Here is a 26,510-nt window from a genome sequence, read left to right as displayed (position 1 = left end):
CAATGAACATCTCACATTTCTGCATTGACCGCCCGATCTTTGCCTCGGTCATTTCCATCGTCATCACGCTGGGTGGCGCGCTGGCCATGCTCGCGCTGCCGACGGCGCAGTATCCGGACATCACGCCGCCCCAAATCACCATCTCGGCGACGTATCCGGGCGCGAGCGCCGATGTGGTCGCGAACAACGTGGCCGCGCCGATCGAGCAGCAGGTCAACGGCGCCGACCGGATGATCTACATGAGCTCGTCCAGTTCGTCGACGGGCAACCTCACCATCAACGCGTACTTCGAGATCGGCACGAATCCGGAACTGGCTCAGGTGGACGTGCAGAACCGCGTCAACCTCGCGCTGCCGCAATTGCCGCAGTCGGTCACGGCGCAAGGCGTGCAGGTGCAGAAGAAGTCGCAGGCATTCATGATGGTGATCGCGATCTACTCGCCCGACGAGCGATACGACGCCACGTATATCGCCAACTACGCGAACGTCTACGTGCTCGATGCGTTGAAGCGCATTTCCGGCGCGAACCAGTCGAGCATCTTCGGCACGCCGGACTACGCCATGCGGATCTGGCTCAAGCCGGACCGCATGGCGCAACTCGGGGTCACGGCCGCCGACGTGCAGACAGCCGTCGCGAACCAGAATCAGCAGTTCGCGGTGGGGCGTCTCGGGCAATCGCCGACGGGTGCGCCCGTCGAGCAGTCGTTCGCGGTGACGACCTCGGGGCGGCTCACCGAACCGTCGCAGTTCGAGAACATCATCATTCGCGCGGAGTCGGGGGGCGCCGCCATCGTGCGGCTGAAGGACGTGGGCCGCGCGGAACTCGGGCAGAAGGACTATTCGATTCGCAGCCGCTTTCAGGGCAAATCCGCGACCGTGCTCGCGGTGTATCAGCAGCCGGGCGCGAACGCGCTCGACGTGTCGAAACAGGTGCGCGCGCGCCTCGCCGAAATGAAGAAGTCGTTCCCGGAAGGCATCGACTATGAAATCGCGATGGACACGACCGAGTTCACGCGTGCGTCGATTTCCGACGTGATCCATACGTTCTTCGAAGCGGTCGTGCTGGTGGTGATCGTCGTGTTCGTGTTCCTGCAAAGCCTGCGCGCTACGCTCATTCCGGTGCTGGCGGTGCCGGTGTCGATCGTCGGCACGTTCATGGGCATGTCGGCGCTCGGCTTTTCCATCAACATGCTGACCTTGTTCGGCATGGTGCTCGCCATCGGTATCGTCGTGGACGATGCGATCGTCGTGATCGAAAACGTCGAGCGCAACATGACGGTGCACAAGCTCGATCCGAAAGCGGCTTCGAAACTCGCGATGGACGAAGTGGCCGGTCCCGTCGTCGCCATCGTGCTCGTGCTCTGCGCGGTGTTCGTGCCCGTGGCGTTTCTCGGCGGCATCACGGGGCAGATGTACAAGCAGTTCGCCATCACCATCGCGATCTCGGTCATCATTTCGGGCATTGTCGCGCTGACCTTGTCGCCCGCCCTCGCCTCGTTGCTGCTGAAGCCCGGGCATCACGAGAAGAAAGGGTTCTTCCGCTGGTTCGACCGGCAATTCGTGCGCATGACGGCGGGCTATACGCACGTCGTGCGGCTCATCATCAAACGCTTCATCATCGCCTTGCTGCTCTTTGCCGGAATGATCGCGCTGGCTGTCGTGATGATGCGCGACATTCCCACCGCATTCCTGCCGCCGGAAGATCAGGGTTATCTGCTGGGCGCGGTCATCATGCCGGATGCGGCGTCGCTGGATCGGACGGGGCAAGTCTCCGACCGCGTCACGGAGTACTTCATGAAGCAGCCGGCCGTCGGCAGCATCACGACGGTGGACGGCTTCAGCCTGCTCGACAGCCAGAACAAGAACAACGCGTCGACGTTCTTTGTCGGCTTCAAGAGTTTCGATGAGCGGTACAAGTCCGCGAACATCCGCACGCAGAACGCGCGCTCCGTGCTGGTCGACGCCTACAAGGCGCTGTCGCAGATCAGGGAGGGCATTGTCGTGCCGCTGAATCCGCCGTCCATTCCGGGCCTCGGCACGACGGGCGGCACCGAAATGTGGATCCAGAGCAAGGGCGACGCGCCCATCTCGCAGTTCGCCGGAATCGTCGACGACTTCGTGGCCAAGGCCAAGCGCCGGCCCGAGCTCACCGGCGTCACGTCGACCTTCAACGCCGCGTCGCAACAACTGCTCGCCGACGTGGACCGCGACAAGGCGGAAACGCTCGGCGTGCCCGTCGAAGACGTCTATAGCGCGATGCAGACAATGTTCGGCTCGCTCTACGTCTCGCAGTTCAACCGCTCGAGCCGCCTGTGGCAAGTGATTCTGCAGGCGGAGCCTTCGTACCGTCTGCGGCCTCAAGACCTCACGCAGATTTTCGTGCGGAGCAAGAACGGCAACATGGTGCCGCTCAAGGCGGTGGTCAACACGCATTACGTGACCGGCCCCGACCTCATCACGCGGTTCAACAACTTCCCGGCAGTGAAGATCACGGCCAATGCCGCGCCGGGCTACGCGTCCGGGCAAGTGATTCAGGCGCTGGAAGAGGTGGCCGCGACGCTGCCGTCCGAATACGGCATCGCGTGGAGCGGCGAGGCGTTCGAAGCGAAGCAGTCGGGCAGTTCGTCGACGCTCGTCTTCGTGTTCGGGCTCGTCATGGTGTTTCTGATCCTCGCCGCGCAATACGAGAAGTGGAGCCTGCCGTTCGGCGTGTTGATGGCCGTGCCGTTCGCCATCTTCGGCGCGCTGCTCGCCATTTTGCTGCGCGGGCTCAACAACGACGTCTACTTTCAGATCGGCCTCACGATGCTCGTCGCGCTCGCGGCCAAGAACGCGATTCTCATCTTCGAGTTCGCCGTGATCAACCGCGAGTCGGGCAAATCCGTGTTCGATGCCACGATGACCGCCGCTGAAGAACGCCTGCGCCCGATCGTCATGACATCGCTCGCGTTCATTCTCGGCTGCGTGCCGCTCGCCATCGCGACGGGCGCATCGGCGAACAGCCGGCATTCCATCGGCACGGGCGTGATCGGCGGGATGCTGGGCGCGACGGTCATCGCCGTGTTCTTCATTCCGATGTTCTTCTACGTGCTCGAAACGATGTCCTCGCGCTCCAGCAAGAAAAGCGGCCATGTCCCGCCGGCTTCGGCCGCGCCGGCGCCCGCCGCCGATGTGGCGCAAGCCCACGGCGCGTCCGGCGGCAGCGCCGACGCGAGGCCCTCCGCTCCGAACGAGGGGAACTGACATGCGGCGCGCCCGGCTCTTTCTTTCGCTCGTGGCTCTCGCTGGCGTCGTGTCGCTGAACGGCTGCCTGCTCGGGCCGAACTATTCGCGCGAGCCCGTGCCAACGCCCGCGACGTACCGCTTCCCCGCAGCCGAAGTCGCCGATACCGTGAACACCGAATGGTGGAAGCAGTTCCAGGACCCCGTGCTCGACGACCTGATCGCGACCGCGCTCGCGAACAACAAGGACGTGAAGATAGCGGCGGCGCGCGTCGAACAGTTCATGGGCCAGTTCGTCACGACGCGCTCGGCGCTCTTTCCGCAAGTGTCGGCGGGCGCGACGGCGGGACGGCAGCGCATTTCACAGGCGGGACCACAGCCGACGCTGCCGGGCGTCGGAGCGGTTTATAACGACTACGAGCTTTCGGTATCGGCGGCGTGGGAGATCGATCTTTTCGGCCGCATCCGCAGGCTGACGGAGGCGGCGCGCGCGAACCTGCTGTCGAGCGAGGAAGCCCGCCGGGCGACGATCCTGTCGCTCGTGGCGTCGGTGGCGTCGTCGTATCTGAATCTGCGCAGCCTCGATCAGCAGCTTGCCATCGCCAAAGCCACGACGGAAAGCCGCGCGGAATCGGTCCACGTCTTCACCTTGCGCTTCGAGGGCGGCGAAGTCTCGCAGCTGGAACTGGCGCAGAGCCAGTCCGAATACGAGGCATCGCTCGCGACGATCCCGCAGCTCGAAACGCAGATCGCGCAGCAGGAAGACGCGCTGTCGGTCCTGCTCGGCGACAACCCGCGGTCCATCGTGCGCGGCCGCGATCTCGGCTCGCTCGCCACGCCGGTGATTCCGGCGGGCCTGCCTTCGGACTTGCTGGAGCGAAGGCCCGATCTGCTTCAGGCGGAACAGGATCTGATCGCGGCGAACGCGCTCATCGGCGCGGCGCGTGCGCTGTACTTCCCGCAGATTTCGATCACCGGCCTGCTCGGCACCGCGAGCGGCCAGTTCTCGTCGCTCTTTACCGGCCCTGCGCGCGTCTGGTCGTTCGCGGGCGCGGTGACGCAGCCCATCTTCACCGCGGGCAACATCACCGGTCAGGTGCAGACGGCCGAAGCGCAACAGCGCGCTGCGCTGCTGTCGTATCAGAAGGCGATACAGGTGGCTTTCCAGGAAGTCGACGACGCGCTCATCGCCTCGGAGAAGCTGCATACGCAACTCGAAGTGCAAGGCCGTCAGGTCACGGCGCTCGCCACCTACGCGCGGCTTGCGCGGGCGCGCTACGAGGGCGGCTATACCAGCTACATCGAAGTGCTCGATGCCGAGCGCAGCCTCTTCGACGCGCAACTCGCGCAGACGCAGACGCAGGCGGCCGCGCTCACGTGCTTCGTCACGCTGTACAAGGTGATGGGCGGCGGCTGGGTCGTCGAGGCCGACAAGATGACCACGCAGACGGCGGGCGAAAACCAATCCGCCGCGACGCCGAAACCGGCCGCGACAGCCGCGCAGGCGCTGCAATGAGCACGCTGTCATCGGAGCTGGCCGCGCCGGGCGACGCCCGCCCGCTGATCGCCTGTCACGAATGCGATCTCGTGCAGCGGGAAGCGGCGGTGCCGCCCGGCGGTGCCCTCTCCTGCTGCCGATGCGGCGCCGTGCTCTACCGGCGGCGCAGAACAGGATTCGACCGCGCGCTCGCGTATGCGCTGACCGCGTGCGTGCTGTGGGTCATCTCGAACGCGTTTCCCATCGTGGGCCTGTCGGTGAGCGGCGCGCTCGTGCAGACCACGCTGATGGGCGCGGCGCGCGTGCTGTATCGCGACGGCATGTGGCCGCTCGCCGGGCTCGTTTTCATCACGACGCTTCTCATGCCCGGGCTACAGGCGCTCGGCATGGTCTGGCTGCTGCTGCCGCTGCATCTGAACCGCAAGCCCTGGCGCGCGGATGCCGTCTTCCGCGTGCTGCGCGTCGCACGCGAGTGGGGCATGACCGAAGTGCTGATGCTGGGCCTCCTGGTCGCGGTCGTGAAGCTCGCGCACATCGCCTCGGTGGTGACGGGCCCGGCGCTGTGGTCGCTCGCGGCGCTCATGCTGCTGCTGGTCGCGGCATCGTCCGCGTTCGACGAACGAGCCATGTGGGCGCGCATCGAAGGCGGGCCGCCCGGCATGCCGCCCGACACGCCGCTGCACGGCGCGACGGCCGCCGTGAACGGCATCTGTGTCTGCCACGAGTGCGGCCTCTGCACGCGCGGGGCGCGCCGGCACGCGCATCTGTGCTGTCCGCGCTGCGGCGCCCACGTGCATTTGCGCAAGCCTGCGAGCCTCTCGCGCACGTGGGCGTATCTGAGCGCGGCGGCGATCCTCTACATTCCCGCCAACACGCTGCCGGTCATGAACACCAGTTCGCTCTTCGGCGCGCAGAAGGACACCATCCTGAGCGGCGTCGCCTATCTGTGGCACTCGGGATCGTGGCCGCTCGCGATCATCGTGTTCATTGCGAGCATCGCGGTGCCGATGCTCAAGATCCTCGCCATCGGCTATCTCGCCGCGAGCGCCAACCTGCGCATGACGCGGCGCAACGAACAGCGCGCCCGCATCTACCGGATCGTCGAACTGGTCGGCCGCTGGTCGATGCTCGATATCTATGTCATCGCGGTGCTCGTCGCGCTCGTGCAGTTCAGCGCGGTCGCGACCATCGAGGCCGGGCCTGCGTCGATTGCATTCGGCGCGGTCGTCGTGCTCACCATGCTCGCCGCGATGTCATTCGATCCGCGCCTGATCTGGGATACCGCGACGCCGCGCAAGGAGCCACGATGAGCACGCCCGACGACACGCCCGACGCCGAGGTGGTGCCCAGAAGGCGCTGGCGCATTCCGTGGGTGTGGATCGTGCCGGCGATCGCGGTGGCGGTCGGCATCTGGCTCGCGGCGCAGGCCGTGCTCGCGCAAGGGCCGACCGTCACCATCAGCTTCAAGACCGGCGAGGGGCTCGAGGCGGGAAAGACCAAGATCAAGTTCAAGGACGTGGAAATCGGGCTCGTGAAGTCGGTGGTCCTGTCGAACGACTATTCGCGCGTGGTCGCGACGGCGGAACTGACGCGCGATGCCGGCAAGATGCTCGTCGACGACACGCGCTTCTGGGTCGTGCGGCCGCGCGTGGCGGGCGGCTCGGTCTCGGGCATCAGCACGCTGCTTTCCGGGGCGTATATCGGCATGGACATCGGCCGCACGCAGCGCGAGCGGCGCGATTTCGTCGGCCTCGAAACGCCGCCCGTGTTCTCGAACGACGTGCCGGGACGGCAGTTCATCCTGAAAGCCGCGGATCTCGGCTCCATCGATGTCGGCGCGCCCGTCTACTTCCGCCGCCTGCAAGTGGGCCAGGTGACGTCGTTCGAACTGAATCCGGATGGCAGCGGCGTCACGCTGCACGTGTTCGTGAACGCGCCCTACGACCACTACGTGAACGCGGATTCCCGCTTCTGGCAGGCAAGCGGCGTCGACCTGACGCTCAGCACCGACGGGCTCAAGGTCAACACGCAGTCTCTCGTCTCGCTGCTGATCGGCGGTCTCGCGTTCGAGACGCCCGCCGCATCGCTCTCCTGGGCGGAAGCGCCCGCGAACACGACGTTCTCGTTGTTCGCGACCCGCGCCGATGCACTGCGCATACAGGAGCGCATCGTCGAGACGTACGCGTTCGATTTCCACGGCTCGGTGCGCGGGCTCGCGGTCGGCGCGCCGGTGGATTTCCGCGGCATCACCATTGGCGAGGTATCGGCCATCTACACGAGCTTCAATCCGCAAACGCGGCAAATCAGCATTCCTGTCGAAATCAGGCTCTACCCGGAACGATTCACGTCGCGTTTCGCGACCGGCACGAAGGGCGGCCGGATGGTGAGCGACCCGCGGGCGCTGGCTGAACTGCTCGTCGCTCGCGGACTGCGCGGGCAGTTGCGAACGGGCAGCCTGCTTACCGGGCAGTTGTACGTCGCGCTCGACTTCTTCCCCACTGCGCCGAAGGCCAGCATCGACTGGAGCCACACGCCGCCGCTTTTGCCCACCACGCCAAGCGGCCTCGCCACGCTGCAGGATTCGATCAACCGGATCATGACGCGCATCGACAAGCTGCCGATCGAGGAGCTCACGGCAAGCGCGAAGCACACGCTCGACAACACGAGTTTGCTGATGAGCAACCTCAACACGCAGATCGTTCCGCAAGCGGCGACGACGCTCGCCGCCGCCCGCGCCGCGCTCGATGCCGCGCATTCGACACTCATGCCCGATTCCGGTTTGCAGCAGGACACGGCCGAAGCGGTGCGCGAACTGGCGCGCACCGCGGCGTCGTTCCGCAGTCTCGCCGACTATCTCCAGCAGCATCCCGAAGCCCTGCTGCGCGGCAAGCCGGAGGACAAGAAGTGATGCGGCCAGCTCTCGTGTGCGTCGTTTTCTCGGTCGCGGTCTGCGCCAGTTGCAGTTCGCCGCGTGCGAGCTTTTACCGGCTGAGCGCGGAGCCGTCGCTGACCGCGGCCACGAGCGGCGCACCGAGCCGGCCGCTGATCGTGGGTCCGGTCACGGTGCCGGATCTCGTCGATCGTCCGCAGATCGTCACGCGCGATTCGGCTAACGAAGTGGCGCTCAACGAATATGCGCGCTGGGGCGAGCCGCTCAAAAGCAGCATCGCGGATGCCATCGCGGGCGATCTCACGCTGCTGCTCGGCTCGGACCGCGTCGCGGTCGCGTCGCGTGCGGTGGCGGACCCGAACGCCTGGCGCGTGCGCGTCGATATCCAGCAATTTGAATCGATGCCCGGCGAAACAGTGACGATCGATGCGCGCTGGGCTGTGCGCAGCTTCGGCGGCGATACGGCGCTGAGCGGCCGCTCGGTCGTGCGCGAACCGGTGAAGGGACCGGACTTCGATGCGCTCGTAGCCGCGCATAGCCGCGCGCTCGCGAGCGTGAGCCGGGACATCGCGGCGGCGATCGAACGTAACGCGGGGCCGTGATGCGGCAGAGGGCGACGCATGAGCGCCGCCCTCTTCCGTCCAACGCTCACGTGCCGCGCTTCGATTCGTCCCGCTTCTTCGACCTGCGCTGCGCCATTGAATTGAGCGCGCTCACGAAGATCACGATGCCGGGCGCGAGCGCCAGCATTGCATAGCGGAACTCAAGTTTCGCGTCCTACAGCAGCCACGAATGGTGGAATGCCGCCCATGGCCCGCCGACGTTACTGGATGGAATAGCCGCGACCCTGCATGCACGCGGCCCACGCCCGGTAGTAAGTGTCCACGGCGCCCTGGCTTTGGGCTTGCGCATTCGCTTGCTGCGCGCGCTTGTTCTGCCGGGCTCGCGCGCCGCCTGCCATGGTGCCGGCCGCCGCGCCGATGGCCGCGCCCTTGCCCGCATCGCCCGTGATGGCGCCGATCACCGCGCCTCCTGCTGCGCCGCGCGCCGCGCCGCCCACGCGCTCGCCGCCGCCCACCGCGGGACCGGACTGCGGCGACGGCGCGGTGGACGCCGTCGCGGGATCGATGCCCGTGTTGCTCTTGGCCCAGCTGTAGCACGCGCCGTCGTCCTGCTGCTGTTGCTGCGCGCTTTGCCCCTTCGACGGATAGGCGATCGGCTTGCTTTGCGCCGCGACTTGCTGTGCCAGCGCGGCGATCACGACGGCACTCACCGCACGCCATCTCATTGTATTCATGGTGACTCCTTATCCTGTTTATTAACGTTTAATCACTGCATAGGCGATGCAGTGAACCCCGCTTCGATGATCCGCAGCGTCCGCGCGGACACACGACCATTAAAGGCGCTTCGCGCCATGCAGTCCAGCGGTGTTTGTGCAGCACGGCCTGCGCGTATCTGGCATGAATGAAGCGCCAACAACGCGCGCGCCATTCTACCCGTTTTGTTTCGTTGCCCGAAATAATTGGAAGCGGCAAAGCTTCGGGAGCGCCATCGCGTCACAGCAAACTCATGGACCATACAGATTTCAACAGCCCGAAGTCCGGCGCCCACTTACAATCGCTGTCGTTTCAGACTTCATCGCACAAGACGGGCGTCTGGTAATCTGCCCGGTTCCTTCGCCGTCAATTTAAAATCGAACAGCCTATGGATACACCCTTCAACGAACGCGGCGTCACGCTTTCGCGCGCCGGCCTCTCGGCTTCCGGACAGATGATTCCGCTGCGTGACTTGCGCGCGGCGCGGGTCGTGAAGATCGAGCGCAAGAAGCCGCTACCTGTCATTATCGCGTTGATCGGGCTGGTGGCGCTCGGCGCGGGCATCGTGACCGGCTCGGGCGCGGCGCTCGTGCTCGGCGTGATGATCGTCGTGGTCGGTTATTTGTCGTGGATCACGCAGGACGTGATTTACCAGCTCATGGTCACGACTTCGGATGGCGAGCGCGAAGTGCTGATCACCAAAGACGAGGAATTCGCGGACCGCGTGGCGGCGCTCGTGGGTGAGGCGGTCACGAAACACGCCGCACGGCCGCAGGCATGACGCAACGCTGGCCGCACGTCTTGCGCGGCCAGCGCATCGCCAGCGTTAGGTAAAGCTCAAAGGCTCCACATGCCAGATCTCCCGCGCGTACTCGGCAATCGTGCGGTCCGATGAAAAGATGCCCATGCCCGCCACATTCTCGATGGCGCTTCTCGTCCACGCGTCCTTGTCGCGGAACTTGAGATCGACTTCGGTCTGCGTCTTGTCGAAGCTGTCGAAGTCGGCGAGCACCATGTAGTGATCGCCCCAGTCCACGAGCGTGTGGAAAATGTCGTAGAAGCGATGCGGCTCGTCCGGCGAAAAGTGCCCGAGCCGAATCTGGTCGAGCGCGAGCTTCAGTTCCGCGTTCTCCTCATAGATCAGCCGCGGGCGATACCCCGCCGCGCGCAGCGATTCGATTTCATCCGTCGTGTTGCCGAAGATGAAGATGTTCTCGCGCCCGACGGCTTCGCATATTTCGATGTTCGCACCGTCCAGCGTGCCGATGGTCAGCGCGCCATTGAGCGCCAGTTTCATGTTGCCCGTGCCCGACGCTTCGGTGCCCGCCATCGAAATCTGCTGCGACAGGTCCGCTGCCGGGATGATCAACTCCGCGACGCTCACGCCATAGTTCGGAATGAAGCCGATCTTCAGCCGGTCGCCCACGAGCGGGTCCGAATTGACCTTGCGCGCGACCTCGTTGATGAGCTTGATGATGTTCTTCGCCATCTTGTAGGCCGACGCCGCCTTGCCCGCGAACATCACCACGCGCGGCGTCCAGTCGCGTTCCGGATTCTCGCGGATGCGGTTGTAGCGCACGATCACATAGAGAATGTTCAGCAATTGCCGCTTGTATTCGTGGATGCGCTTCACCTGCAAGTCGAAGAGCGCCTCGGGATTGATGATCGCGTTGGCTTCGCGCCGCGCGCGTTCCACGAGACGCAGCTTGTTGGCGAACTTGGCATCGTGAAACGCCTTGCGGAACTCGGGATCGTCGCGCCATTCGCGCAGGCGTCCGAGTTCGAAGAGATCGGTGCGCCAGCGCGGTCCGATGCGCTGGTCGATCAGCGATGACAGCGACGGACTCGCCTGCGCGAGCCAGCGTCGCGGCGTGATGCCGTTCGTCACGTTGGTGAAGCGGTCCGGATACATGCGCGCGAAGTCGGAGAAGATGTTCTGCACCATCAGTTGCGAATGCAGCTTCGAGACGCCGTTCACCTTCTGGCTCGCGACAATCGCGAGATGCGCCATGCGCACGCGGCGCTGACCGAATTCATCCACGAGCGAGATGCGGCGAATCAGTTCGACGTCGCGTCCGAACTTCTCCGTAACCTGTTTCAGGAACTGCGCGTTGATCTCGAAGATGATCTCGAGATGCCGCGGCAACAGCCGCGCGAGCATCTCCACGTCCCACGTTTCGAGCGCCTCGGGCATCAAGGTGTGATTCGTGTAGGAGAACATCTGCTGCACGAGCTTCCACGCCTTGTCCCACGGCACGCGATGCGTATCGACGAGCAGGCGCATCAATTCGGGAATGGCGAGCACCGGATGCGTATCGTTCAGATGCACCGCGACCTTTTCCGCGAGCCGGCCGAAATGCGTGTGCGTGCGCTGATAGCGGCGAATCAGATCCTGCATCGTCGCGGACACGAAGAAGTATTCCTGCCGCAAGCGCAACTCGCGGCCGGCCTGCGTCGAATCGTCGGGATACAAGAGACGCGATACGTGCTCGGACGTGTTCTTCGCTTCCACCGCGCGGCGGTAGTCGCCCTGATTGAACGCGGACAGGTCGAATTCGTCGGTCGCGCGCGCGGACCACAGGCGCAGCGTGTTCGTCGCGGTCGTCGCGAAGCCGGGAATCACCGTGTCGTACGCCATCGCATTGACGTGCTCGGTGTCGATCCAGTCGATGCGGTCGTCGTGCTGCACTGTCCGTCCGCCGAAATGCACGGTGTACACCACTTCGGGGCGCGGAAACTCCCACGGATTGCCCGCGCGCAGCCAGTAATCGGGCATTTCCACCTGATTGCCATCGACGATGGTCTGCCGGAACATGCCGTATTCATAGCGGATGCCGTAGCCGAAGCCCGGCACGCCCACGGTCGCCATCGAATCCAGGAAACACGCCGCGAGCCGCCCGAGACCGCCGTTGCCGAGCGCGGCGTCCGGTTCCAGATCCTCCAGCGTCGCGAGATCGACGCCGAGACTCGCGAGCGCGTCGCGCACTTCGTCGTGAATGCCGAGCGCGAGCAGCGCGTTAGTGAAGGTCCGGCCGATGAGGAACTCCATCGACAGGTAATAGACGCGTTTCACGTCCTGCTCATACTGCTGGCGCGTCGTGCGCATCCAGCGCGCGACGAGCCGGTCGCGCACGGCGAGTTCCGCCGCGTGCAGCCAGTCGCGCGGCTGGGCGGTCGCCGCGTCCTTGCCCACGCCGTACATCAGGCGGTTCGAGATGGAGCGCCGCAGCGCGTCGACGGTGCTGTTGAGCTGGTCGAATTCCAGGTCGACGGATGTCATCTAACCCTCCGGTGTTTTTGCAACTTATGCAACGACCGCAAAGCGCGCCGCGAGTTCGGCCCGATTGCGCGTGGCCGACTGATTTCCGCGCGCGAGGCACGCGGACGCGGTCGCCCGAAAAAAGCAGGTTACGCCAGTTTTATTTTTTTTGGTATGACAAGCCGCGCGAAGGTTCCCCGCCGGTTTTCGCGGAGAGCATTCGGTAATATTTATTTTGGATGCCGAATGATTTTGAATTCGACGACGATTCAGGCGGCGCGGCGCGGCGCACGCCCCGCGATCATGAAGAGCGCGGCGAGCGAAACGGCCAGCAGAATCAGCGAAAGCGCCGATGCAGGCAAATAGTAGCCGCGATTGACCTGCCCGACCACGACGATAGGCACGGTCGCGAAGCCCGGCGGATACACGGTGAGCGTCGCGCCGAGCTCGCCGAGCGACAGCGCGAAGCCGAGCGCGAGACTCACGCGCACGGCGGGCAGCAGTTGCGGCAGCACGACGCGGGCCAGCACCATGCGCGGCGGCGCGCCGAGACTCGCGGCGGCTTCGCGCAGCGTGGTCAACTCCGGACGCAACGCAGCCGCCGCGCATCGGTAGCAAAACGGCAGCACGAGCGCGAGCTGCACGAGAATGACGATCGCCGCCGACCCGGACAGATCGACCGGCCGCTTGTGATACGCGATCAGCACCGCGAGCCCCAGCACGACGCTCGGCACGCCGCTGCCCGCCATCGCGACTGCATCGACGAGCGCGCCGAGCCCGCGTCGGTCGCGTCCTTCCAGCGCGAGCGCAAGCCACAGGCCGAGCGCGGTGCCGAGGACGGCGACGGCAAAGCCGGTCGTGAGGCTCGTCGTGAGCGCGTCGAATTCGCTCGATCCGAGCCGCGAAAACCAGCGCGCGCTGAAGCCGTCAGGAAGGATCGTGCCCGACGAGTGCGACGCCACGCGCACGCTCAGGCTCGACGCGTACGCCGGATGTGGACGCGAGCGCGCTTTCTTCCCGCGCCGCCGGCGACAGTGCGACCGTGCTCACGACTTCGGCTTCACGACTTCGGTCTGCTTGCCCGAATTACCGATGATCTTTTTTTCCATCGCTCGATTTAGCCGGCCTTCTTCGGCATCACCTGATTCCAGTCCACCGGAGTCAGCTTGACGCCCGAGATGGCCTGCTTGACCGTTTCGCCGTTCTTGCCCGCGAGCGGCACGTCGGTGCGCGCCGGGATGCCGTAGATGTCCGGCACCTTCGCCTTCTACAGATTTTCGAGGCCGTCGGCGGTGTAGAGGACAACCGCGTCGGCGGCCAGTGCGGGCGTCGCCGTGAATGAAGCCAGTGCAGCGAATGCAATCGATGCGCGCGCGCCGGGCAGCAGCCGGCGCGCGAAGGATGAATCGCGGGTCATGGGCGGTCTCGTGGCTGGAAGACGAAGAACGGTAGACCGGAAGCATCGCAGAACTCCATGACATCGGCGTGAATGCGCGGCGCAGTCATGTGTGCGTCGCCGAGGGTTCCGTGTTCTTCGGGGGACACGTGCGGATGCCGATGCCAAACGCGTTCCGTCCGGCGCTCCATTGAACGGACGCCGCGCGCCCAAGTGCACGGTTGAACAAGACTACACGCGCAATCGGGCCGATACTGCTGCGTTCTCGATTAACGGCACGCCCTCATGCTCTCCTTGCTCACCGCGCCGGTGTTCGTGTTTCTATGGTCGACGGGTTTCATCGTCGCGCGGGCGATCACGCCTTACGTCGATCCGAATCTGTATCTGCTCGCGCGCTTCTGCGGCACGGCGCTGCTGTTCGTCGTACTGGCGCTTGCCGCGCGAGTGCGCTGGCCGAATGCACGCGATGCCGCGCGGCATCTCTTCGCGGGCGCGCTGCTGCAAGGCGTCTATCTCGGCGCGGGCTACTGGGCGGTGGCGCAAGGTCTCGGCGTTGGCGTGATGGCGCTCCTGGGCGCGCTTCAGCCGCTCCTGACGGCGGCCATCGCGGCGCGCGTGTTCGGCGAGCGGCTCTCGGCGCGATCGTGGAGCGGCTTGCTCGTGGGTCTTGCTGGCGTCGCACTCGTGCTGGCGCCGAAGCTCGCGGGGAGCGGCGCGTCCGCCCCGCATTCGGCAAACGCCGCCCCGCAATGGCTCGTGGTGACGGTCGCGGTGGTTTCGGTTTTCGCGATCACCGCGGGCACGCTGTATCAGAAGACGTCGCTTGCCAACGCCGATATCCGCAGTGCGAGCGCGCTGCAAAACGCGGGCGCGGCGATCGTGGCGGCGGTGCTCGCCCTGTCCCTCGGCGAACACCGCTTTATTCCGTCGATGACGACGTGGGCGTGCATCGCGTGGGGCGTCGTCATGCTCTCGGGCGTCGCGACGACGCTGCTCGTGTGGATGGTCCGGCGCGGCGATGCGTCCCGCGCGACGGCTCTCCTCTTCCTCGCGCCGCCGCTCGCCGCGCTGATGAGCTACGTCGCGTTCGGCGAGACGCTCGGCGCGGTGCAAATCGCGGGCTTCGTCGTGGCGCTGGCGGGCGTGGTGCTCGCGCGGTCGAAGTAGCGCGGCTAGTTCACGGCTATTTCGCGGCTAGTCCACCGAATTCGCGCCCACTGGCGTGCGCGCGCGCGCCGCCTTGCCCGGCCCCGGCGACCACGCGGGCCGCGCCTTGCGCCCGCTATCGACGACGACGAGGTAATGCCCCGCCCACGGCGTCGTCTGCCGCGTGGACTTCAGCACCCACATCGATTCGCCTTCGGCCGCGCGCGCTTCGTACTGCGCATCGAGAATGCCGTGGTGATCGAAGAACGTGTTGAGCGTCGATGGAATGCGCACGCAACCCTTTGAATGCCGCATACCGAGAAGCGGTTCGAGTTTCTCGGGGTCGGTCGCGTGCATCTGGAAGCGCATCGGTGAGACGCCGCCCTTGCCCCAGCCGCGTTCGCCATCGGCCCAGCCGAAATCGTAGATACGCATGTCGCGCGCACCGTAACCGCGAATTTTGAATTCGTTTTCCGTGCCTTCCGCGCGAAAATCCATGTTGCCCGGCACGTGCTGGAACACGCCGAGCGGCGTCAGGAAGTGGTCGTACGTGCCGGGGCGTCCGGTCGCTACGGGCGATGCACCGATCATCGACCAGGCATCGCCCGGTTTGGCGCGGAAGTAGACGAACAGCGCCTGCACGTTCTCGCTGCGGTCGACGAGCACGACGAACTCGTTCGCGAGGTCGCCGTGGCCGCTATCGTCGAGCGCATGCTGGAGCAGGCGGCTATACGCCTGCTGATCGGCGAGCGGCACGTTGAGCCGCCGGTCGACTTCCTTCGCGAAGGTCTGACGCATGGCGTACGCGCCCGCAGCGGGCAGGCCGGTGCGTTGCGCGACGTTGGGCTCGGGTGGTTCGGGCGGCAGCGGTATCTCGGGGGCGGCGGCTTCGGAGGCTGCTTCGGTTGCGGAGGCAGCGGATGCGGCGGATGCGGCGGATGCGGCGGATGCTTCGCTCGCAGCCGATGCCGCCGATACCGCCGATGCGTCCGACGCCGGTTGCGGTGTCATCGGCACCGGCATCGCGGGCAGTGCGCGGGCGGGCGCGCTCGCGGTCTGCGGCGCGCTGGCGCTGCGCGCGAGAGGCGGCGCCGGCGGCACGGGCGCAGGCGCGACGCGCCCTTGCACCACCGTCCCCGAGGACGCCGACGACGCCGGTTCTGCACATGCCTGCGCCGTGTAAGTCAAGGCTGCGGCAAGTGCCGCGATGCCGATGATCCGTGCGCCGATCGGCGTCTCGTTGTTGCCTTCCTGCTGCATTGATTGATCCGCTTGAGCTTCAACTACGGACGGCTTACAGCACCGTCCGCTCCAGGTCATGCACGCAACGACAAAAAAAGCCGGTGCCTATGATGACACCGGCTTCGCTGCGAGGTTCGCTTCCTTGTGATGGGCGCAGCAAGGTTTGTTCCGGTTGGGTTGCGACTCGGATTCGGTAGGGTCGCGATATGCAAACGGCGGACTTCAGGTGGCGGGTGGCTATTCACGCTTCGCGGATTGCCGTTCACGCTCCACGGTTCGCCTCTTTTAGTTTTCGTTCGCGGCGTGTGGCCTTCGTCGTTCGCCGTTCGCGCTTCGGTTCCGCGTTCCCGGTTGGCAGCATGCCGCGCGGCCCGTCGGCGTTTTGCATTCGGCGTTCTGCATTCGGCGTTTGCATACGGCGTTTGCATTCGGCGTTTTGCATTCGGCGTTTTGCATTCGGCGTTTTGCATTCGGCGTTCTGCATTCGGCGTTTGCATTCGGCGTTCTGCATTCGGCGTTCTGCATTCGGCGTTCTGCATTCGCAGTTTTGCATTTGCCGTTTCGCGTACTGCGTTCTGCGTTCTGCGTTCTGCGTTTTGCGGTTTGCGTGCTGCCTTTTGCGTCCCCTATTGCGGTCCGCAGCGTGCAATCCGCTGCGGTCTACGGTCTGCGATCAGACCCGTGCGGCCCCAATCTGCAACCCGCGCTCCACCGTCCCCGACGCGACCAAGGACCTCGCTTACCTACACCACGCCGCCGCATTACATCGATGGAAGCTGCACCGCCCGACCAGCATCACGCTCAGTACCCCTGACACGACATACTCGACAAATTCGGATAAAGATTCGGCCAGTCGCCCGCCATGGCCGACTGCGCGGCCCTGAGCGTCATGTCGCCGGTGCAGACGCAACGCTTGAGATACACCGCCAGCCGCTCCTTGCGGCGCTGTCCGTTGCGCCCTTCCCAGCGGCGCACATCGAGGTTCGCGGGCGCATTCGGCGAGCCGCCGAGCAGCACCGGCATGCGGTGATCCAGCGCGTACTCCGACGCGAACGAGGCGTCGATGCTCCGCTGCTTCAGGAGGCGCTCCTTCTGGCGCATCTGCGTCTGGAAGGACGGCAACACGCGATCGACATAGCCCGGCACGCAAATCGTATCGACGATGGTGGCCTGCGTGACGTGCGGATCGAGCCAGTCTGGTTGCTGCGCGCGGGCGGCGTCGGCGGCGAGCATCGCGGCCATTCCGATGAGCGCGAACAGCACGCGCAGCACCGCGCGTACAAGGCGGCGCGAACGACCATGGATTGCGTGTGTGTCCCTTCGATTCATGCCTCGTTGGCGCAAGCTGATCGCGCGGCCAACGCGTGGCCGCCTATTTTTGAGATAAACGGAGGTTCAATTAGACCACACGATCGCCGAGCGGCGCGCGAAGCGCATCCGTCACACGGCGGGCCGCGCGACGGCGGTGTCCAGCGCGGCATCCAGCGTCACGGCAGCATGCTCGAAGGCGGCGAACGATGCGGCGATGGATGCATCGTCCTCGCCATTGCGGTCTTCGTCGATGGCGCGCTGGCAGTCGCGCTGAAGTGCGACGCACGTCTCGGTAAACCGCGCCGCGCCGATGACCGCCGCCGCGCCCTTCATCCGGTGCGCGATCTCGCGCAGGCGATCGTGATCGCAGGCGTCCATCGCGGCATGCGCCTCTTCGAGATCGTGCGCGTTGGCGGACTTCAGCGTTTCGATGAGCGTCGTCGCCTGATCTCCGAATGTGAGCAGCGTCGCGGGATCGAAGGCGGGGGTGCGATCGGCGGAATCTTCGACGCTCCCCGATTGCCCGGCTTGCTCCGCCCGCGCATGTTCCGCGCCGTTTCCGGCTTGCTCGACGTCTGCAACATGTGCCGCTTCAACGACTCCCGCGCCGTCGTCACTCCGCGCAGAACGTCCCGGCAATTCCGCCGTCCCTCCTCCAACCGCCTCCGCGCACACCCCACCCGCCCCCCCCCGCCCACCCCCCAACGCATCCTGCATCGCCGATTGCTTCACGGGCGACCGCCACGCGATGCGGATCGCGTGAAGGCTCCGTGCCGATCTTGATCTTCACCCAGCGGCATCCGTCTTCATGCACCCAGCCGCCGAGTTGCGCGCGGATTTCGTCATCGGTGTACGTTGTGAAGCCGCCGCTGCCGTATAGCGGAACGTGGCTGCGCATCGCGCCCAGCAAACGCGCCAGCGGCATGTCGAGCAGGCGCGCCTTCACGTCCCACAACGCGCAATCCAGCGCGGAAATCGCGGTGGCGGCGAGCCCCGAACGGCCGATGTTACGCACGCGCTGCTGCATGCGCAGCCAGAGCGCGTCGACGTTCCACGCGTCCTCGCCGATGAGCGTGGGCGCGAGCGTCGCCTCGACGAGCTGCGCGGCGCTCGCATCGTTATACGTGTAGCCGATGCCCGTCTTGCCCGCGGCGCTGACCTCGGCGACGACGAGCGTAGTCGACTTCCACGCATACGTGCCGTCGGCTTCAGGGCGATCGGTCGGGATGGTGTAGGCGCGTGCTCGAACGGCTTCGATCGGCGCTTCGCGTTTCGTGAGATGCATGGCGCGGCCCCGTCTACTCGTCCTTATGCCCCGGAAGCACGGCGCCCAGCACCTGCTTCGCCGTATCGACGATGATGCTGCGCTCGTTCGGATCGCCTTCGAAAAGCGTCGTCGCGAAAGCCTTCGCCTGATGCAGCGTGATGTGCGGCGGCAGCGGCGGCACGTTCGGGTCCGCCTTCACCTCGATCACGACAGGCCGGTCCGATGCCAACGCTTCGTCCCATACGGCCGCCATGCGCTCGGCGTCGTCAACATATAAGCCGCGCAAGCCGATCAACTCCGCGAAGCGGTGATACGGCACCGACGGAATATCCTGCGATGCTTCGAACTTCGGGTCGCCGTTCATCACGCGCTGTTCCCACGTGACCTGGTTCAGGTCTTCGTTGTTCAGCACCATGCAGATCCAGCGCGGATCGGACCACTTTTTCCAGTACTTCGCGACCGTGATGAGTTCGGCCATGTTGTTCATCTGCATGGCGCCATCGCCGACGAGCGCGATCACGGGCCGCTCCGGATGCGCGAATTTCGCAGCGATCGCATACGGAACCGCGGCGCCCATCGAAGCGAGGCCACCGGAAAGCGAGCACATCATGCCGCGCTTGACCTTCAAGTCGCGTGCGTACCAATTTGCACAGGAGCCCGAATCACTTGTCACGATGGCGTTGGCCGGCACGCGCGGCGACAGTTCCCACACCGTGCGTTGCGGATTCACGCCCTTGGTTGCGGGCTCCAGCGCACGCTTTTCGAGCTTCTTCCACCAGTCGGCCATCCAGCCTTCGATATCTTCGCGCCAGCCGCGATCGGCGTTCTGTTGCAGCAAGGGCAGAAGCGCACGCAGCGTTTCGGCGCTATCGCCGACGAGATTGACTTCCATCGGATAGCGGATGGAGAGCATGTCCGGCTTGATGTCGATCTGCACGCCGCGCGCCGCGCCTTCCTTCGGCAGGAACTCGGAGTACGGAAAGCCCGAGCCGATCATGAGCAGCGTGTCGCATTCCATCATCATCTTGTAGCTCGGCTCCGTGCCGAGCAGACCGATGGAGCCGGTCACGTAAGGCAGATCGTCGGGCAGCGCGGCTTTGCCGAGCAGGGCCTTCGCGACGCCCGCGCCGAGTTTTTCCGCGACAGCGATCACTTCGTCGGTGGCTTGCAGCGCGCCCGCGCCGACGAGTATCGCGACTTTCTTGCCCGCGTTGAGGACATCGGCGGCGCGTTGCAGATCGTCGGAATAGGGCACCGTCTTCGGCGCGCGGTATCCGACGCCCGAATGCACTGTGCCATGTTTGCGCGGCGGCGCCTCGTACTTCAAGTCCTGCAAATCATTGGGCAGCACAAGGGCGGCCACCTTGCGTTCGCCGAGCGCCGTGCGGATCGCGCGATCGACCAGATGACGAATCTGCGAAGGCACGCTCGCCTGCTGCACGAAAGCGCCTGCAACGTCCTTGAACATCGAACAGAGGTCGAGTTCCTGTTGATAGTGGCCGCCGAGCGAAGCGCGCGCCTGCTGCCCGGTGATCGCGAGCACCGGCATGTGATCCATGCGGGCATCGTAGAGACCGGTGAGCAAGTGCGCCGCGCCCGGTCCCGACGTGGCGATGCACACGCCCAGTTCGCCGGTGAACTTCGCGTGCGCGGAGGCCATGAAGGCGGCCATCTCCTCGTGACGCGTCTGAATGAATTCGATCTTTCCGTTCGCGCGATTGAGCGCGCCGAACACACCGTTGATGCCATCGCCGGGATAGCCATAGATTCGGCGCACGCCCCAGGCGTAAAGGCGGTCGACAAGGAAGTCACCCACCGTCGGGCTCGTCATTTGATTCTCCGGGTAGAGATGCAGTCGGTGTCACGTTTGGCCGAGCTCGTCGGTGCGAAATCGCAGTGACAGGGTTGGTGTCGAGGAGGACGCAACGAACGTGCCGTCGGGCGCGAGGCATTTGAAAGGCGGGTTTATTTGGCTCTTGTCGAGGTTGCGAGGCGCACGCGGCTGTCAATGCGGCGTGTCAGACGCGTATGAGAACGGGTCATTCCGTCTATGACGCGAAGGGGATGGCCAACGTTAAAGCGCGCCGTTGTGCGCTTTTTCAAAACGTTGAAAATTTGGCACATCGTGACATATTGGGCGCGGGGCCGTTGTGCCGAGAGGTCCAAAAGGTTGATGAAAGAGTTGTGAATGCTTTGATTCAAAGAAGCAGGCGGGCCAGCGCGCAAGGGGCTTCTCGCGGCGGGCAGAGCGTTGCATCAAGTTGATGGTTGGCTAAGGCAGGCAGAGCGGGTGTCAGTGCATGACGTACCGCCGAGGTGTGCGTCTTAGGTATCGAGCGTGGCGTCGAGATCAAGCATGAATCGACGCGTCGATCGGAGGAGGCGAACTTCAAGCGCGAGGCGTGCTGTCGAAAAGCGGCGATGGCTGTCCCTCGCGCAGCCCGAGCGGGCAGCGCCAGACATTAAGAAACGGTCGTTCAGAAATGCGGAGTCGCGTTGCCGCGAAAGTAGACCAGCGTCGCTGCGCACGCCGCTGGCACCCACAACATCGTCACTGCCGCTTCGACGCCTCCTTCTTGAGCTTTTTCGCTTCTTTCTTCTCTTTGGGCGTTTTGGTAGCCGCTTTCTTCTGGGCCTTCTTGGCGTCCTGTGCTTTACTCATGATGTCCTCTTCGTATGGAGTATTCGATTAGTGTACGACGTGACGCTCTTTACGTATGCACCGGTTGTCGAGAAAAGAAAGACCGCGCATCGTTTTCTTCAGACGCGTGATCATAGACGGCCGCAACGCCGTGCCGACGACTGCAAGAGTCGGGGAAACACCAAGCTCGCATCGCTGCCAATGATGCATACTTGACCCGACTCATCGACGGCCTCGGCCAATGAAAGCGTGCCCCGACTCACGCTGGGAGACTGCAATGAAACCGCTCTTGGTAAAGGCGTGCCTATGCACGCTCGCGCTCGGTCTATTCGGGCTCGCGCACGCGGCAGGAACCGGCGACGCGTCGTCTTCGGCGCCGGGCGCCAATACCTCTGTGGATACGGGTAAAGCGAGCGGTCGCGTCAGCGGACAGGGATCGGCGGGAGGCATGCAGCCGGCCACGCCGGGCGGCAACGCCGACACTTCATCGGGTAGCGCACGGCCTGCTGCACAAGGCTCGTCGGGCGGCAGACAGCCCGTCACGCCCGGCACCAGTCAAGGCAGCGCCAGCGGAAAGGCCAAGGCCGGAACCGACTAGGAAGTCTTTGCAGTGATCTACCGCCTTGAACGCGTAGCCGAAAGCGCGGCATTCGCTTGAACCAAAAACCGCTTCATCGCGTTCTGGAAGTAGCTCGTTAAATTGCCTATGCTTTCTCCGGGTTTCGGGCGTTCACGACGTATTTCGCACGCGACCCACACGCGAAGAACGAAAACGAATAGGGAGACGTCATGAAAGGCTATTCCCGCGTTGTGCTTGGTTCGATGGCAGTGGTCATCGGCTGCGGGACACTCACCGTGCCTCCGGCGCGTGCCGCCGACGAGATACAGAACGCCAACACGACTGAATCTGCGCCCATTCCCGCTGCCTTGCGACCCGTATCGCAGACGCAACTCGATGCCGCCGCGAACGACAGCGCGTCGTGGCTGCATTCGAACGGGTCGTATTCCGAAACACGCTATGCGCCGGCCAGTCAGATCAATCGGTCCAACGTGGCGAAGCTCAGGCCCGCGTTCATCTTCCAGACAGCCGTCATGGAGTCGATGGAAACCGCGCCGATCGTGTCCAATGGCGTCATGTTCCTGACGACCTCCTATAACCACGTCTATGCCATCGACGCCGTCACGGGCAAAGAATTCTGGCATTACAAGCACAAGATGGGGCCGGTGACGACCTTCTGCTGCGGGCCAAATAATCGCGGTGTCGCGATATCGGGCGACCGGCTCTACATGGGCACGCTCGACGCCAAGCTCGTCGCGCTCGATGCGAAGACGGGCAACGTCGTGTGGTCATCGCAGATCGCGGACCCGGAGGACGGCTATTCGGAAACGATGGCGCCCGTCGTCGTCGATGGCAAGGTGCTGATCGGCACGAACGGCGGTGAGTACGGCATTCGCGGCTTCGTCAAAGCCTTCGACGCAAATTCCGGCCAACTGCTGTGGACCTTCTACACGATTCCCGATTCCGGCAGCGAAGGCGTCTGGGCGGAAAGCGACGCCGTGGGCCGCAACATGAAGCGCGATATCGCGGCGGAGAAGAAGACGCTCGCGGACAAAGGCCGTGACTTCGAGAAGACGCTCGGCGGCGGCGTGTGGATGGCGCCCGCGGTGGACCGCGCGACGCACACCGTGTATTTCGTCGTGGGCAATCCCTCGCCGGACCTCTATGGCGCGATTCGTCCCGGCGACAATCTCTATACCGATTCGCTCGTCGCCATCGATCTCGATACGGGCAAATACAAGTGGCACTATCAGTACATCGCGCATGACGTGTGGGACCTGGATGCCGTCAGCCCGCCCATTCTCATCGACGTGAAGGACAAGAACGGGCAGATGATTCCCGCCATCATTCACGGCGGCAAGACGGGCTTCGTGTACGTGCATGATCGTCGCGACGGGCACATCATCCGCATCTCAGAAGCGATGATTCCGCAAGAGGGCGTATGGACGCTGCCGACGCCGACGGGTGCGCGCATGTTGCCCGGCGCGAACGGCGGTGTCGAATGGTCGCCCATGGCGTTCAATCCGCAAACGCGCATGGCGTATGCGGCCAACCTGCATCAGCCGATGACGTATCAGGTCGAAGACGCAGCGTATCCCGGCGGCAAGCTGTGGCTCGGCGGCGCGTTCAAGACCATTCCGGGCGAGCAGCAGTGGGGCAGGCTCGTGGCGGTGAATGTCGATACAGGGAAGATCGCGTGGGGATATAAAACGGATCAGCCATTGATCGGCGGCGTGCTCGCAACGGCGGGCGGACTCGTCTTCAATGGCGAGGGCAACGGTCTCTTCCGCGCGTTCGATGCCTCGACTGGCCGCAAGCTGTGGGAGTTTCAGTGCGGCGCAGGCGTGAACGCGCCGGCAGTGTCGTACATGGTGAACGGCAAGCAGTACATCGCGGTCGCGGCAGGCGGCAACACGCAGCTCGACTTCAAGCGCGGCAACAGTCTGCTCGTGTTCGCGTTGCCTTGAGCATGTTCAAGATGATGATGCTTCTGCGGATACGCATGACGGCCGCGATCGTCGCGTGCGTGGCGTTTTCGCTGCCTTGTCTCGCGCATGCCGATGCACAGGCGGGCGCGGCGAAAGCCGCCGTGTGCGCGGCGTGTCATGGTCAAAACGGCAATTCGACGAGCGGCGACTATCCATCGCTCGCGGGACAGTCGTCGCGCTACCTCTTCCTCGAATTGCGTGACTTCAAGGCGGGCCGGCGCAGCGACCCGCGCATGTCGCCGATGGCCGCGAATCTATCGTCGGAAGACATGCACGATCTTGCCGATTACTTCTCCGCGCAGACGCTCACGCCGACCGACTTCAAGGCTGACCCGGTGAAAGTGGAAGCAGGCAAGAAGAAGTCCGACGAAGTGCTCTGCACCATGTGTCATCTCGGCGGCTTCAAAGGGCAGAACGAGATACCGCGCGTGGCTGGTCAGCAGTATGCGTATATCGTGAAGCAGTTGCAGGATTTCCGCGCGAGAAAACGCACGAACGATGCGGGCAACATGACGAGCGTGACAAAGAACCTGAGCGACGCGGATATCGAGAACCTCGCGAATTACATCGCCAATCTGCAATGATGATGCGACCGACAAGAGCCTTTCTTTTGGCGTGCGCGGCGCTCGCGTTCATGCCGTCCGCTCACGCCGATGACGACGCCTACGCGCTCAACGAACGTCTGCTCATTGCGATGCGCAACGGCGATGCGCGTGCCGTCGCGCAGACGCTCGATCAGGGCGCGAGCATCGATTCACGCAACCGCATCGGCGATACACCGCTCATCAGCGCGTGCAAGCGCGGAATGACGCCGCTTGCGCGCATGTTGATCGAGCGCGGCGCGAACGTGAGCCAGGCGGACGTGCAAGGCATCACGCCGATGATGGCCGTCGCCTTCGACGGCAACGATGAAATCGCGGCGCTTCTCATCGCGCATCATGCCGATACGGCGGCGACGGATCGCGTCGGCAAGACGGCGATGGAATACGCGGCGGGACGCGGGCAGACGGCCATCGTGCAACGTCTGCTCGATTCGGGTGTCGATGTGAACGCCGCCTATCACAACCATCTGACGGCGCTCATGTGGGCCGCGGGCTACGATCAGGCGCAGACCGCGTCGATGCTTTTGGCGCGCGGCGCGAATCGCGATCTGCGGGACGATCGCGGCAAGAACGCGCTGGATATCGCAGAAGAGACGCATTCGGTGCATGTGTCGGCGTTGCTCAGGGCGCAATAGAACGCGCCATGCGCCGTGTGCATCATGTGGTCGTGCCGCGACAGCTCTGCGCAGCATCGTTGCACGGCGCCGCGCGGCTCGCACGCGGCGCTTCCTCCGCAGACTGACCGTACAACTCCGCCACCTTGCCGCTCGCGATGCCTTGCCCGAGCTTCTGCAAATCGAGCGACGTGTCCCTCGCGAGCAGCACATACGCGAGCCGGTTCGCGCGCCACGTCACGGTCTTCATTTCGCCGACCTGCTGCGTGCTCACCGGCGCATCGCCTTTCGCATCTTCGATCACGCAAAGCGCGACAGGATCGCCGCGTTCAGGCAGATAGACCATCTGAATGAGCGGGCGGTCGTGATAATTCAGCCGCTGCACGCGCTTGAACTTCAGGCCCGCCTGCCGCAAGTCCGGCACATTGACCGGCATGCCATCGCGCTGATGGATGTCGGAGAGAACCTGCTCCGTGCTGACCTTGTCTTCGCGAATGTTCGCAACGGTATCGCGCCCATACAGCACCTGATAGTCCGCGACGCTGCGCACCCACGGATCGACGCCCGGCTTGAGCGGGTTCATGCCGCCGAGATAACCCGTCAGCACGCCCGAGCAGATCGCGCCCGCGACGAACGCGGCGGCTGCCCATTGCATCGGAAAACGGCCGCTCGCCCGCGCGGGGCGGCGCTTTTGCGCGGTCGTCACGCTGACGAGTTCGTCGATGCGCCGCGTGAGGCTCTCCGGCACCGGCGGCACCGGACGGCGTTCATAGGCCGCGCGATACGGAAGCACCGACGCCTGAAGCGCAGCCACCCGGCCTGCGAGATCGTCGGAATGCGCGATAGCCGCTTCCACTTCCGCGCGTTGCTCGGGCGCCAGTTCCCCGTCGACATAGGCCATCAGCAGTGTGTCGTCGACATTCATCATAAGGATTCTCCCTTTTGTCCTTTCTGCGCCGATGCCGGAGCCTGCACGCCGAACTGCTGCCCGATCGTGAGCCGTGCGCGCGAGAGCCGGCTCATGACCGTGCCGATCGGGACATCCAGCACGTCGGCGGCCTCGCGATAACTCAAGCCTTCGATCGCCACCAGCACCATCACGACGCGCTGCGCTTCCGGCAAGGCTTCGACGGCGTTGAATACCTGCCGATGCATCAGATCGACTTCCGGGTTACGCCCGCCGGGATCGGCAAGCGACTCGATTTCTTCGTCCTGCCAGTCCATGCTGCCTCGGCTGCGGATGGAGCGAGAGCGCAGTTCGTTCATCCACGTCGAATGGACGATCGAAAAAAGCCAGCTCAGCGTCGACGTGCCCGGCTGCAACTGATTGCGCCGCTCCAGTGCCCGCACGCACGCGCGCTGGACGAGATCTTCGGCGTCGTGCTGGTTCTGCGTCAGCCGCAGCGCGAAGCGCCAGAGCCGTGGCAGCAGTGTCGGCAGGACGGCGGGCAAGTCGTCGTCGTTCATCGGGGCAGCTCCTGGTATCGGCGCGCTCATGATTGATAACACCCGAGCGGCCGGCTTATTCCGCGCTTTTTTCGATTTTTTGTGCGGAATAAG

General features: G+C 64.6%; 22 protein-coding genes and 2 pseudogenes. 11 read left to right on the top strand and 13 right to left on the bottom strand.

The window, feature by feature from the left end:
- The first annotated feature begins 2 nt into the window (after positions 1-2).
- From GV035_RS07425 to GV035_RS07405, 5 genes are read left to right on the top strand one after another with little or no spacing between them, the layout of a single operon-like run.
- The gene (locus tag GV035_RS07425; RefSeq protein WP_159834309.1) at positions 3-3,242 is read left to right on the top strand and encodes an efflux RND transporter permease subunit; all 3,240 of its coding nucleotides are present in this window, start codon (positions 3-5) and stop codon (positions 3,240-3,242) included.
- A gap of 1 nt (position 3,243) precedes the next feature.
- Positions 3,244-4,737 carry an efflux transporter outer membrane subunit gene (locus tag GV035_RS07420; protein ID WP_159834308.1) on the top strand — a complete coding sequence of 498 codons (1,494 nt, stop codon included), beginning with the start codon at positions 3,244-3,246 and terminating at the stop codon, positions 4,735-4,737.
- Positions 4,734-6,029: a paraquat-inducible protein A gene (locus GV035_RS07415; RefSeq protein ID WP_159834307.1), complete on the top strand. Its 1,296-nt coding sequence runs from the start codon at positions 4,734-4,736 to the stop codon at positions 6,027-6,029. Before GV035_RS07420 ends, GV035_RS07415 begins: the two co-directional genes overlap by 4 nt.
- Positions 6,026-7,627 carry a PqiB family protein gene (locus GV035_RS07410; RefSeq protein ID WP_159834306.1) on the top strand — a complete coding sequence of 534 codons (1,602 nt, stop codon included), beginning with the start codon at positions 6,026-6,028 and terminating at the stop codon, positions 7,625-7,627. Before GV035_RS07415 ends, GV035_RS07410 begins: the two co-directional genes overlap by 4 nt.
- A complete protein-coding gene (locus GV035_RS07405; RefSeq protein WP_159834305.1) occupies positions 7,627-8,211 on the top strand; it encodes a PqiC family protein in 585 nt (194 codons plus the stop codon). The genes GV035_RS07410 and GV035_RS07405 overlap by 1 nt, the downstream gene beginning before the upstream one ends.
- Before the next feature lie 221 nt (positions 8,212-8,432).
- Here GV035_RS07405 and GV035_RS07400 read toward each other — a convergent pair whose 3' ends face one another.
- A complete protein-coding gene (locus GV035_RS07400) occupies positions 8,433-8,897 on the bottom strand; it encodes a glycine zipper family protein (RefSeq protein ID WP_236572561.1) in 465 nt (154 codons plus the stop codon).
- A 416-nt stretch (positions 8,898-9,313) separates the two neighbouring features.
- Here GV035_RS07400 and GV035_RS07395 point away from each other — a divergent pair, with 416 nt between their 5' ends.
- Positions 9,314-9,706, top strand: coding sequence for a DUF6232 family protein (locus GV035_RS07395; RefSeq protein ID WP_159834303.1), 393 nt, complete (start codon positions 9,314-9,316; stop codon positions 9,704-9,706).
- A gap of 45 nt (positions 9,707-9,751) precedes the next feature.
- Here GV035_RS07395 and GV035_RS07390 read toward each other — a convergent pair whose 3' ends face one another.
- The 4 genes and pseudogenes from GV035_RS07390 to GV035_RS07375 form a co-directional block, all read right to left on the bottom strand.
- Positions 9,752-12,205: a glycogen/starch/alpha-glucan phosphorylase gene (locus GV035_RS07390; protein WP_159834302.1), complete on the bottom strand. Its 2,454-nt coding sequence runs from the start codon at positions 12,203-12,205 to the stop codon at positions 9,752-9,754.
- A 248-nt stretch (positions 12,206-12,453) separates the two neighbouring features.
- Positions 12,454-13,146, bottom strand: a complete 693-nt coding sequence (locus tag GV035_RS07385) for an ABC transporter permease subunit (RefSeq protein ID WP_442859530.1) — start codon at positions 13,144-13,146, stop codon at positions 12,454-12,456.
- Positions 13,147-13,230: 84 nt separating this feature from the next.
- A pseudogene (locus tag GV035_RS07380) lies at positions 13,231-13,451 on the bottom strand (2-aminoethylphosphonate ABC transporter substrate-binding protein); the annotation flags it as partial.
- Positions 13,452-13,601, bottom strand: a complete 150-nt coding sequence (locus GV035_RS07375) for a hypothetical protein (RefSeq protein WP_159834301.1) — start codon at positions 13,599-13,601, stop codon at positions 13,452-13,454.
- A gap of 264 nt (positions 13,602-13,865) precedes the next feature.
- On the opposite strand from GV035_RS07375, the gene GV035_RS07370 reads away from it, so the two are divergent.
- The gene (locus GV035_RS07370) at positions 13,866-14,747 is read left to right on the top strand and encodes a DMT family transporter (RefSeq protein ID WP_159834300.1); all 882 of its coding nucleotides are present in this window, start codon (positions 13,866-13,868) and stop codon (positions 14,745-14,747) included.
- 27 nt (positions 14,748-14,774) lie between these two features.
- Here the strand turns inward: GV035_RS07370 and GV035_RS29060 are convergent, their stop codons facing one another.
- The 6 genes and pseudogenes from GV035_RS29060 to GV035_RS07335 form a co-directional block, all read right to left on the bottom strand.
- Complete coding sequence (locus tag GV035_RS29060) at positions 14,775-15,986, bottom strand: L,D-transpeptidase (protein WP_201303928.1); 1,212 nt, start codon at positions 15,984-15,986, stop codon at positions 14,775-14,777.
- A gap of 244 nt (positions 15,987-16,230) precedes the next feature.
- A complete protein-coding gene (locus GV035_RS07355; protein ID WP_159834298.1) occupies positions 16,231-16,479 on the bottom strand; it encodes a hypothetical protein in 249 nt (82 codons plus the stop codon).
- A 290-nt stretch (positions 16,480-16,769) separates the two neighbouring features.
- Positions 16,770-17,297, bottom strand: coding sequence for a hypothetical protein (locus GV035_RS07350; protein ID WP_236572480.1), 528 nt, complete (start codon positions 17,295-17,297; stop codon positions 16,770-16,772).
- Between the two features lie 111 nt (positions 17,298-17,408).
- Positions 17,409-17,918 carry an Hpt domain-containing protein gene (locus GV035_RS07345; RefSeq protein ID WP_236572479.1) on the bottom strand — a complete coding sequence of 170 codons (510 nt, stop codon included), beginning with the start codon at positions 17,916-17,918 and terminating at the stop codon, positions 17,409-17,411.
- A 76-nt stretch (positions 17,919-17,994) separates the two neighbouring features.
- Positions 17,995-18,564 (bottom strand): annotated as a pseudogene (locus GV035_RS07340) (enolase C-terminal domain-like protein); the annotation flags it as partial.
- Between the two features lie 13 nt (positions 18,565-18,577).
- Complete coding sequence (locus GV035_RS07335) at positions 18,578-20,377, bottom strand: thiamine pyrophosphate-requiring protein (RefSeq protein WP_159834296.1); 1,800 nt, start codon at positions 20,375-20,377, stop codon at positions 18,578-18,580.
- Positions 20,378-21,464: 1,087 nt separating this feature from the next.
- Between GV035_RS07335 and GV035_RS07330 the strand changes: the two genes are divergently transcribed.
- The 4 genes from GV035_RS07330 to GV035_RS07315 all read left to right on the top strand — a co-directional run bounded on the left by GV035_RS07330 (position 21,465) and on the right by GV035_RS07315 (position 24,971).
- Positions 21,465-21,785, top strand: a complete 321-nt coding sequence (locus GV035_RS07330) for a hypothetical protein (RefSeq protein WP_159834295.1) — start codon at positions 21,465-21,467, stop codon at positions 21,783-21,785.
- A gap of 224 nt (positions 21,786-22,009) precedes the next feature.
- Positions 22,010-23,713, top strand: coding sequence for a pyrroloquinoline quinone-dependent dehydrogenase (locus GV035_RS07325; protein WP_159835021.1), 1,704 nt, complete (start codon positions 22,010-22,012; stop codon positions 23,711-23,713).
- 2 nt (positions 23,714-23,715) lie between these two features.
- Positions 23,716-24,318: a c-type cytochrome gene (locus GV035_RS07320; RefSeq protein ID WP_159835020.1), complete on the top strand. Its 603-nt coding sequence runs from the start codon at positions 23,716-23,718 to the stop codon at positions 24,316-24,318.
- A gap of 50 nt (positions 24,319-24,368) precedes the next feature.
- Positions 24,369-24,971: an ankyrin repeat domain-containing protein gene (locus GV035_RS07315; protein ID WP_236572478.1), complete on the top strand. Its 603-nt coding sequence runs from the start codon at positions 24,369-24,371 to the stop codon at positions 24,969-24,971.
- A gap of 22 nt (positions 24,972-24,993) precedes the next feature.
- Here the strand turns inward: GV035_RS07315 and GV035_RS07310 are convergent, their stop codons facing one another.
- Together GV035_RS07310 and GV035_RS07305 are read right to left on the bottom strand one after the other, a co-directional pair.
- On the bottom strand, positions 24,994-25,878 hold the full coding sequence (locus GV035_RS07310; RefSeq protein WP_236572477.1) for an anti-sigma factor family protein: 885 nt from the start codon (positions 25,876-25,878) through the stop codon (positions 24,994-24,996).
- Positions 25,875-26,417 carry an RNA polymerase sigma factor gene (locus GV035_RS07305; protein ID WP_159834293.1) on the bottom strand — a complete coding sequence of 181 codons (543 nt, stop codon included), beginning with the start codon at positions 26,415-26,417 and terminating at the stop codon, positions 25,875-25,877. The genes GV035_RS07310 and GV035_RS07305 overlap by 4 nt, the downstream gene beginning before the upstream one ends.
- Positions 26,418-26,510: the final 93 nt, after the last annotated feature.

It is taken from the genome of Burkholderia sp. 8Y (assembly GCF_902506145.1).
Classification (GTDB): domain Bacteria; phylum Pseudomonadota; class Gammaproteobacteria; order Burkholderiales; family Burkholderiaceae; genus Caballeronia.
Note: the sequence above shows the minus strand (reverse complement) of the source record. Positions and strands in the feature narration are given on the sequence as shown.

Excerpts from the sequence above, each read along its gene's own strand:
- GV035_RS07425 (WP_159834309.1), top strand. The coding sequence starts at position 3 with ATGAACATCTCACATTTCTGCATTGACCGCCCGATCTTTGCCTCGGTC.
- GV035_RS07305 (WP_159834293.1), bottom strand. The coding sequence starts at position 26,417 with ATGAACGACGACGACTTGCCCGCCGTCCTGCCGACACTGCTGCCACGG.
- GV035_RS07320 (WP_159835020.1), top strand. The coding sequence starts at position 23,716 with ATGTTCAAGATGATGATGCTTCTGCGGATACGCATGACGGCCGCGATC.
- GV035_RS07400 (WP_236572561.1), bottom strand. The coding sequence starts at position 8,897 with ATGAGATGGCGTGCGGTGAGTGCCGTCGTGATCGCCGCGCTGGCACAG.
- GV035_RS07335 (WP_159834296.1), bottom strand. The coding sequence starts at position 20,377 with ATGACGAGCCCGACGGTGGGTGACTTCCTTGTCGACCGCCTTTACGCC.
- GV035_RS07315 (WP_236572478.1), top strand. The coding sequence starts at position 24,369 with ATGCCGTCCGCTCACGCCGATGACGACGCCTACGCGCTCAACGAACGT.
- GV035_RS07395 (WP_159834303.1), top strand. The coding sequence starts at position 9,314 with ATGGATACACCCTTCAACGAACGCGGCGTCACGCTTTCGCGCGCCGGC.
- GV035_RS07375 (WP_159834301.1), bottom strand. The coding sequence starts at position 13,601 with ATGACCCGCGATTCATCCTTCGCGCGCCGGCTGCTGCCCGGCGCGCGC.
- GV035_RS07370 (WP_159834300.1), top strand. The coding sequence starts at position 13,866 with ATGCTCTCCTTGCTCACCGCGCCGGTGTTCGTGTTTCTATGGTCGACG.
- GV035_RS07310 (WP_236572477.1), bottom strand. The coding sequence starts at position 25,878 with ATGATGAATGTCGACGACACACTGCTGATGGCCTATGTCGACGGGGAA.
- GV035_RS07420 (WP_159834308.1), top strand. The coding sequence starts at position 3,244 with ATGCGGCGCGCCCGGCTCTTTCTTTCGCTCGTGGCTCTCGCTGGCGTC.
- GV035_RS07390 (WP_159834302.1), bottom strand. The coding sequence starts at position 12,205 with ATGACATCCGTCGACCTGGAATTCGACCAGCTCAACAGCACCGTCGAC.
- GV035_RS07410 (WP_159834306.1), top strand. The coding sequence starts at position 6,026 with ATGAGCACGCCCGACGACACGCCCGACGCCGAGGTGGTGCCCAGAAGG.
- GV035_RS07350 (WP_236572480.1), bottom strand. The coding sequence starts at position 17,297 with ATGAATCGAAGGGACACACACGCAATCCATGGTCGTTCGCGCCGCCTT.
- GV035_RS07405 (WP_159834305.1), top strand. The coding sequence starts at position 7,627 with ATGCGGCCAGCTCTCGTGTGCGTCGTTTTCTCGGTCGCGGTCTGCGCC.
- GV035_RS07415 (WP_159834307.1), top strand. The coding sequence starts at position 4,734 with ATGAGCACGCTGTCATCGGAGCTGGCCGCGCCGGGCGACGCCCGCCCG.
- GV035_RS07330 (WP_159834295.1), top strand. The coding sequence starts at position 21,465 with ATGAAACCGCTCTTGGTAAAGGCGTGCCTATGCACGCTCGCGCTCGGT.
- GV035_RS29060 (WP_201303928.1), bottom strand. The coding sequence starts at position 15,986 with ATGCAGCAGGAAGGCAACAACGAGACGCCGATCGGCGCACGGATCATC.
- GV035_RS07355 (WP_159834298.1), bottom strand. The coding sequence starts at position 16,479 with ATGCAGAACGCCGAATGCAAACGCCGAATGCAGAACGCCGAATGCAAA.
- GV035_RS07325 (WP_159835021.1), top strand. The coding sequence starts at position 22,010 with ATGGCAGTGGTCATCGGCTGCGGGACACTCACCGTGCCTCCGGCGCGT.